This is a genomic window from Paenibacillus xylaniclasticus (assembly GCF_004001065.1).
Lineage (GTDB): Bacteria > Bacillota > Bacilli > Paenibacillales > Paenibacillaceae > Paenibacillus_T > Paenibacillus_T xylaniclasticus.
On sequence record NZ_BIML01000052.1, the window covers coordinates 1 to 8,486 of the forward strand.

General features: G+C 45.9%; 4 protein-coding genes and 1 pseudogene. 2 read left to right on the forward strand and 3 right to left on the reverse strand.

Features of this window, described 5'->3' with window-relative positions; all coding sequences use genetic code 11:
• Together PXY01_RS21465 and icmF are read left to right on the forward strand one after the other, a co-directional pair.
• Positions 1 to 2,992: amino acid adenylation domain-containing protein (locus PXY01_RS21465; RefSeq protein WP_127573113.1), on the forward strand; the 2,992-nt coding region annotated here is incomplete at its 5' end.
• Positions 2,993 to 3,288: 296 nt separating this feature from the next.
• A complete protein-coding gene (gene icmF / locus PXY01_RS21470) occupies positions 3,289 to 6,585 on the forward strand; it encodes a fused isobutyryl-CoA mutase/GTPase IcmF (protein ID WP_127573115.1) in 3,297 nt (1,098 codons plus the stop codon).
• A 244-nt stretch (positions 6,586 to 6,829) separates the two neighbouring features.
• On the opposite strand, the pseudogene PXY01_RS22485 reads toward icmF, so the two are convergent.
• From PXY01_RS22485 to PXY01_RS22490, 3 genes and pseudogenes are all read right to left on the reverse strand, one after another.
• Positions 6,830 to 7,486 (reverse strand): annotated as a pseudogene (locus tag PXY01_RS22485) (manganese catalase family protein); the annotation flags it as partial.
• Between the two features lie 176 nt (positions 7,487 to 7,662).
• Positions 7,663 to 7,794: a hypothetical protein gene (locus tag PXY01_RS23125; protein ID WP_262385136.1), complete on the reverse strand. Its 132-nt coding sequence runs from the start codon at positions 7,792 to 7,794 to the stop codon at positions 7,663 to 7,665.
• A gap of 188 nt (positions 7,795 to 7,982) precedes the next feature.
• Positions 7,983 to 8,486, reverse strand: a 504-nt coding sequence (locus PXY01_RS22490; protein ID WP_444980864.1) for a BclA C-terminal domain-containing protein, incomplete at its 5' end; no start/stop codon positions are given.

Below are 8,486 nucleotides of genomic sequence, written 5' to 3' on the forward strand. Positions count from 1 at the left end.
GGCGTATGTCATCTACACCTCGGGTTCGACAGGCCGGCCGAAAGGGGTTATGGTGGAGCATCGCTCGGTTGTTAACCGGCTGGTCTGGATGCAGGAACGATATCCGCTGCAAGCGGATGACGTTATCTTACAGAAAACATCTTTCAGTTTCGACGTATCCGTATGGGAATTGTTATGGTGGTCGCTGTATGGAGCGAAAGTGTACCTGCCGCTTATCGGGGTAGAGAAAGACCCAGCAGCCATAATAGAGGCTGTTCAGAAGTATAAGGTTACGATTATGCATTTTGTTCCATCGATGCTTCGGTTATTTATGGAATATACAGAAAGTCAGGAGAAGCTTACACTGCTGTCGAGCTTGCGAAAGGTATTTGCCAGCGGTGAAGCGTTGCTGCCTGATCAAGTGAACGCATTCTGGTGCAGCTTTGGTAAAGCGAACGGAACACAACTGATCAACTTGTATGGACCTACGGAAGCAACGGTTGATGTCACATACTTCGATTGTATGAAAGATAAGGATACTGTGCTTGTGCCGATTGGGCGACCTATTTCTAACTTGCGCTTGTATATTGTAGATAGAGTAGACCAGCTTCAGCCTGTGGGCATACCGGGAGAAATATGTATTGCGGGAGACGGTGTAGCACGGGGGTATTTAAACCGTGAAGAGCTGACGGCGGAGAAGTTCGTCCTCGACCCGTTCGTTCCGGGCGGACGGATGTACCGGACGGGAGACCTGGGCCGATGGCTACCGGATGGCAGCATCGAATATTTGGGTCGGATGGATGCGCAGGTGAAAATCCGCGGCTATCGGATTGAGCCGGGTGAGATCGAGAACGTCTTGCAGCAGCAGAGGGTTGTGAAGGAAGCGGTGGTTGTAGCGATTGAGGAGGCGAGCGGGGAGAAAGCGTTGTGTGCATATATCGTCTGCGACAGTGAACCGAATATAGAGCAGCTGCGGTCTAACTTAGCTGAAACACTGCCTGCGTATATGATCCCGGCACATTTCGTGCAGCTGGACCAGATGCCATTAACGACGAACGGAAAATTAGACCGGAAGGCGCTGCCGAAGCCTGAGGCAGAAGCTCTCTGCAGCTCAGTGTACGTCGCACCGCGGACAGAGACGGAAGCTTGGATTGCGGAAATTTGGCAAGAGGTACTGGACGTCGAACGCGTAAGCGTTGTGGATAACTTTTTTGATCTGGGCGGTAATTCGTTTAAAACCATTCAAATGATTACTTTGCTCAGGAAAGACAATATCCCATGCCAAATTATGGATGTTTATCAAAATCCAACAGTAGCGCAATTATCCGAAACCATTATGAAAAAATATGATTATCAGGTCGAACGCAGACCTAATAACACTTTCATTACAGAAATAAATATCCGCAATAACTTTAAAATTCTAACGAGTGTTGTAGAAAATAAAGATCGTTACACATGGAAAGAGCTAGATTGCTTCTACAAGCCGCTTGCCATTTTGTTTGAATCTTATGAACGCGGATTCTTTGATTCATTTCTATTCTATGCAAGTTTCAGCAATTGCTTTTTATCCGAACCGTATCAAAGAATGATCACGGAAAATGGGGGCTACTCGGAATTCGTCTTCATTCGTTATTACGAAGAAATGCTGAAGCATAAATTCGGGATTGAGATTGCTGTTCAATCTTATCGCGACGAGGCAGAATTTCACGATTTGATTGCAGCACAATTAATGAAAGGCTTCGGTGTACTGGTTCCAGGTGACCTGTTTGAACTGCACTATAACTCAAATTACAAACTGGAGCACCATAGGCATTATTTCATTATTAAAGGGTTTGACAAGCAGCGAAACATTTATTTTGTTCTGGATAATATGCATATTGATGGCGGAGCTCATCCAATTTATAAAGATTTCACGATGCCTTATAAAGAATTGTTTGACCTGAACAATTCGTTCTTCAAGTACATCACACCAGGTGAGTCACCAGTTGTTTTTACGGTCGCAAGAGATATGTCCCACTCTAAAGACTGGACCTATTTAAATGTAATGAACGATCATGCATTATTCTTGCAACATCTGAAAAAGGGAGAAGCGTCGATTCGCTACCCGGAGGAAGTTGTACTGGATTGGTATCATGCATCAAAAAACAAGGAGATTATTTCGATATGGAGCCATTTAAACTTTAAAACAGTGTATTATAACACCTTGTATAAATATGTGGAACGTCTGTTACCCGACAAGGAAAGCATCAACAGACTGAAACAACTGGGGGATGAACTAGTCGATCAATGGGGACACGTCAAATTGTATTTACTAAATATGGTAGCGTCCTCTGACCCTGATGTAAGTACAATCAAGCGTTTGATTGACGAAAATATGAAGAGAGAGGAACGGTTCACGGATTATTATCTTTCTCTCATAACAGAGCCCTTACAACGTCAGCTTGAAGAAAAGACAGTGTATAAAAAAGAACAGACTTTTACGGAACGAAATTATGGAGATGATGTCATTGCTGTAACAAATGAAGGTATATCAATTGTTCACTCTTCAGAGACAGTCTATGATACCTGGATTGTGAAAGACGATGCGCCACAGTTACTGACGAATGTAGATTTTAACGCCGATTTTGAAATGGAAGTAAAGGTTGAAGTGCCAGACCGAACGATAAAGCCTTACCACAGTGGTCTAATTATTAAATTTCACGAAGGCTTAAAACTGTTGTATGGAATGGATACGAATGAGAAAATTACATTGTTTGCCCCAGAGAACAGAGATCAGTTTCTGTTGGTCGAAACCGTCTATTTGCAAAAGTCGGCTTGTTTGAAGGTAGTAAAGAAACAATCCTTGTATCAATTTTTCTACAGGTCGGCATTGGGAGAGGACTGGAATCTGCTCGGATCTTTCTCGATTGGCCTTCAAACTAGTAAAATAGGGATATTCTCAAAGACGTGGGAACCTGTCGCGCACAAAGCATTATTTACAGACTTGAAACATATAATCAGGACAAGGGACTGAAGATAACTTGCATACCTTAAGTAAATGGCATTAAATCCAATGTATGTTCGGTAAAATGCTCCTATGTAGCTATTAGGAGCAGAACGAAGAAGGGCTGTCCAAAGCGTCATGAATTAATTGACGCTCAGGATAGCCCTCTATTAATTAGGCGACTCTTCATATGATGTCGCAATCAAATTTCCAAATCGAAGGTCTCTCAGTAAATCGAAGTTCTATCGATGTAATTGGGCAACGAATGAAGAATAGACTGTAACAAGAATCATATTCCGCATAATCGAGCGAAGGGGAGGATAGCAATGACAGAGACCGAACCATATCGCCCGAGCTGTCATGTCCGATTTGTAACAGCAACAGCATTATTCGACGGACATGATGTATCGATCAATATTATAAGACGTATTCTGCAAGCATCCGGAGTTGAGGTTATTCATCTCGGTCATAACCGGTCCGTATCAGAGGTTGTGTACTGTGCAATTCAAGAGGATGCACAAGGGATAGCAATCAGTTCATATCAAGGCGGGCATATGGAATATTTGCAATATATGTACGACCTTCTTCGACATGAAGGCGCAAGCCATATTCGCATCTTCGCAGGCGGTGGCGGAGTCATTATTCCATCGGAGATCGAGATGCTTCATCGTTACGGAATCGCTCGAGTGTTCTCTCCAGACGATGGCCGTGCTCTTGGACTACAAGGCATGGTCAATCACATGGTCCGAGAATGTGATTTTATGACCCCTAAGCTTCCGGTTAAGGATTTTGCTCTGTTGAAGTCGTGGAATTGGAGTGCAGCCGCCAGACTTATTACACTAGCTGAAGAACATACGAGCTCTATGTATGAAGCCGGATCTTCTGAACGATCCGTATTGGAGCAGCTGGCGGTGAATGTGCCGAAAGTGCCGGTTATCGGAATTACCGGACCAGGCGGCGCAGGCAAGAGCTCACTGACGGACGAAATCGTGCGGCGTCTTCTTGACCGATATTCGGAGCGAAAGATCGCTATTCTGTCCATTGATCCTTCCAATGTAAGATCGGGGGGTGCGCTGCTTGGAGACCGGATTCGGATGAATGCGATTCACCATCCGAATGTGTATATGCGAAGTATGGCAACGCGCGGATCTAACTCAGAAATTAGCGCAGCATCGAAAGAGGCAATCCATATCATGCAGCAGATGGGAAGCGATCTAGTCATCGTTGAAACTTGCGGTATTGGTCAAGGCAGCGCCGCGATCGTAGATCTGTGCGACGTAACGATATATGTGATGACGAGTGAATTTGGAGCGGCTTCGCAGCTTGAAAAAATTGCGATGATCGATCTAGCAGATCTTATCGTCCTCAATAAATTTGAGCGGCGTGGCTCAGAGGATGCGATTCGAGCTGTTCGGAAGCAATTTATACTCAGCCGACAGTCGTCCATAATACCAGATGAAGAGCCGCCCGTATTCGGCACGACCGCTAGTCAATTTAATGATCCCGGTACAACAGAGCTGTTCAATTACCTTATGCAGTTCCTGAAGAATAAAACGGAATGCAGCTGGCCTCAGCCCAATGCTGAAAATATATCTCCCACTATACAGAAGTCAGCGATATCAAGCCGCATTATTCCTCCGGAAAGATCAGGCTATTTAGGAGAAATCGTTCATACCGTACGTGAATACAAACGGTTTATTGACGAACAATCGCAATTGGCGAGACAGTTAGCCCATCTACGTGAAACGGTTGACATCATTGAAGTCTATGAAGGTCCACAGCTCTCTCAGGATGATAAAAAAAATCTTTCAGCGAAGCTAAATGATGTGTATCGCAGTTATGAAGAACGCTTCCATCCAGAAAATCGTAAACGCTTAACCGATTGGCAGCAGCTTCGTCAAGCTTACCGCCAAGATCGAATCGTAATGTCTGCCGGCAGCGATGGTCACTCGACTGAATCGGCGTTATACTTGGTCTCTCTAGCAGGAACGAGAATTCCGCGTGTAAGCCTGCCGGGGTATGAGGATGAGGGGGATGTTCTGCGCTGGTTATTAAAGGAGAATTTACCAGGTTATTTTCCATATACGGCTGGCGTCTTTCCATTCAAACGAACAAATGAAGAACCGAGACGTCAGTTTGCAGGCGAAGGAACGCCGGAGAGAACGAATCGGCGCTTTCATCTGCTGTGCCATAGTGATGAGGCTAAACGTCTATCCACAGCGTTCGACAGTGTTACACTATACGGTCAAGATCCAGATCGGCGACCCGATATATATGGCAAAATAGGCAACAGCGGCGTCAGCGTCTGCACGCTGGATGATATGAACAAGCTGTTCCAGGGCTTCGACTTATGCCGACCTTCAGTAAGCGTTTCGATGACGATCAACGGACCAGCGCCGATACTGCTTGCGATGTTTATGAATACAGCGATTAATCAGAAGGTCGATCGATTTGCTGACGAGCACGGCCGCGAGATTTGTGCAGAGGAATATGAACAGGTTAAAGTGTCGGTGCTTCAGACCGTGCGCGGCACGGTTCAAGCTGATATTTTGAAGGAAGATCAGGGGCAGAATACATGCATTTTCTCAACGGAGTTTGCGATGAAGATGATGGGGGATGTCCAGCAATATTTTATAGACAATCAGGTTCGTCATTATTATTCCATCAGTATTAGCGGATATCATATTGCTGAAGCGGGAGCGAATCCAATTACGCAGCTTGCCTTTACGCTGGCTAATGGCTTTACATATGTAGAATATTTCTTGTCCCGAGGCATGAAGATCGATCAGTTTGCACCGAATTTCTCGTTCTTTTTCAGTAGTGGGCTTGACCCAGAATATAGCGTGTTAGGGCGCGCAGCACGACGAATTTGGTCCACCGTAATCAAGTATAAGTACGGAGGCAATGAGCGAAGCCAGAAGCTGAAGTATCATATTCAAACTTCCGGCCGTTCTTTACACGCGCAGGAGATGGATTTTAACGATATTCGTACAACTTTACAGGCACTCATTGCCACATACGACAATTGTAATTCACTTCATACAAACGCTTATGATGAAGCCGTCACGACACCGACGGAGCGATCTGTTCGTCGTGCTATGGCAATTCAACTCATAATTAACTGTGAATTGGGGCTGACAAGGAACGAAAATCCGCTTCAAGGCTCGTTCATTATCGAAGAGCTGACTGATCTCGTAGAGGAGGCTGTGCTGCTGGAGTTTCTGCGCATACATGAGCGGGGCGGAGTCTTAGGTGCGATGGAGACCGAATATCAGCGGAACAAAATCCAAGAGGAATCACTTCTCTACGAGCATAAGAAACATTCAGGCGAGCTGCCAATTATTGGAGTTAACACGTTCGTGCAGCCTCCCGGGGAGGAACAGCATGAGCTTGAGCTTGCTCGTTCAACAGACGAAGAGAAGGAAGCGCAGCTTCAGAGAACAGCTGAATTTATGCTAAGGAATCAAGCGGAATGCAAGGCTGCTCTAGAAAGGTTGAAAGAAACAGTTCGAACGGGCGGCAACATTTTTGAAACTTTAATGGATACGGTCAGACATGCTTCGCTCGGTCAAATAACGCAAGTATTATATGAAGTAGGGGGGCAGTACCGCAGAAATAGGTGAGATAAGCGATAGGAAGGTGAACGAAAAAAATAGGCGGCCGATCTCCGCTAGAAAGCAGGATACCCTTGGGGACGGCCGCTCTAGAAGCAATTTATCAAAACAGATCGGATGCTCAATTTTCGACTGGACGAAACCTTAATCGCTCAAGTATTCCAAGGTGAAAGTCCAAGCCGCAACAATGGAACATTAGCCGTTATTCCACCCCCGCAAGGGTTTCCAGTTCCAGAACGTCCGGAAATGCCGGGAATTTTCTGCATTCCGGATATTTGTTGATATCGTAATTCGGTACGGGGAATGTTTTGCCCCAATCGACGCCTAACGTTTCGAGCGCTTTGGCGAAAGCGTTCTGTTGTGCATTATCGCGCACAATAAGAAAACCGAATCGTCTCCCTTAAAGTTTTATTGGAGCTCATTTCATAGATTCGGGTCTTCTGCAGTACACCGGTTGACTCTAACATAACGTTATTCAATAGGTCAGCAATTTGATTGCCATGTGCGTACACCCACGAACCGTTCCAAGGATTGCCGCCAGCGTCGACAGGAGGGAGCTTTTAGCGCCAACGATAAAATGATGCGGATTCGCGTGCTTTACTGCTTCATCCAGCAGCGCTTGATCTTCTCCTATGTTACCCGGCTCTGAAAGACCAGCGCCGTCCAGCAGTTGGTTAATTGTATTCTGGACAAGCTCAACATGCGCGATTTCCTCTAGGAATAGGCCTCGGAGCAAATCGCGGTATTTCTTTTCTTTACCTCAAAAATTGGAGCTTTGAAAGAAAAACTGCATCATCGTCCGCATTTCGCCGAACTGTCCGCCAAGCGCCTCCTACAGCACCTTTGCCGCGGCCGGGTCAGGCTCATCTGGCTGGATGATGTTTATTAACTCCTCTTTATAATAGTACAAGGCTTTCATCTCCTTAGTGTTGCGCGTTAGAATATATGGTCTCTAGATCGATAGGAAATATTCATATTAATGTGAAATGACCGCCGCTTATGTAGATCGGATGAGAAGCGCTGGTATGAGAATCAAATAACGGACGGCTGCGAATAACCCGCAGCCGTCTGCTATTTTACTAAAAATTAGTATTTACCGTAGCCGTAACCGCCGATGTGGCCAAATCCGATGCAGCTGCATGCGACGATGACAAGAAGGATGAAGAGGACGAGAATCGTTCCTGTATTCGTGAAAGCTCCGCCGATATGTCCAGACATTGTGCTTTGCACCTCCCTGCATTGTGGATACGAAAGTAGGTTATGCAGGAAGTTCCTTGATTGCATAGGCGTTTGTGTGGGGGAAAGTATAGTTGGTTAAACGCCTACCGGGCTAAACTACTGGCGATCGGCCTGATTCAATATGTGACTGGCTCAAGAGGCCTTACATACAATGATTCTACATGCTGTTAAGATAACAGGACAATCGTTAACGCGGCTCCGGCACCGCCGGAAAGCAGTGTAGCTCCACCTAATAAACCGAATAGCTCTAGTGTGATCGTTGAGTTTGCGGCAAGTGTAGTAATGATGACATTGTTAAAGCTGGATGCAGCAAGAGCAACGGGTCGTGTACTTGGCGTATTCACGGCGCCGTTAATAATGAGCCTTGTGCCTAATGCTAACGCTGTAGTCGTATTCACTTGGTAAGTAATCAAGTAATCGCCGGCAACCGGCACAGTGAACGTATCATTTGCTACATTGACCGTTATGCCGCCGCTCAGTATTTGATTGTTCGGAAGTGGGATGGGAGTTCCCCCCAAGAGGACGGAAATTCCGGCTCCAGTCGTATTAGCTGCGAATGCATGAACATTGGTTAATGCAGGACCGGTTGCACCAGTCTCGCCTGTGGCACCAGTCGCACCTGTAGCGCCGATTGCTCCAGTTACGCCAGTGGCACCTGTAGCTCCGGTTGC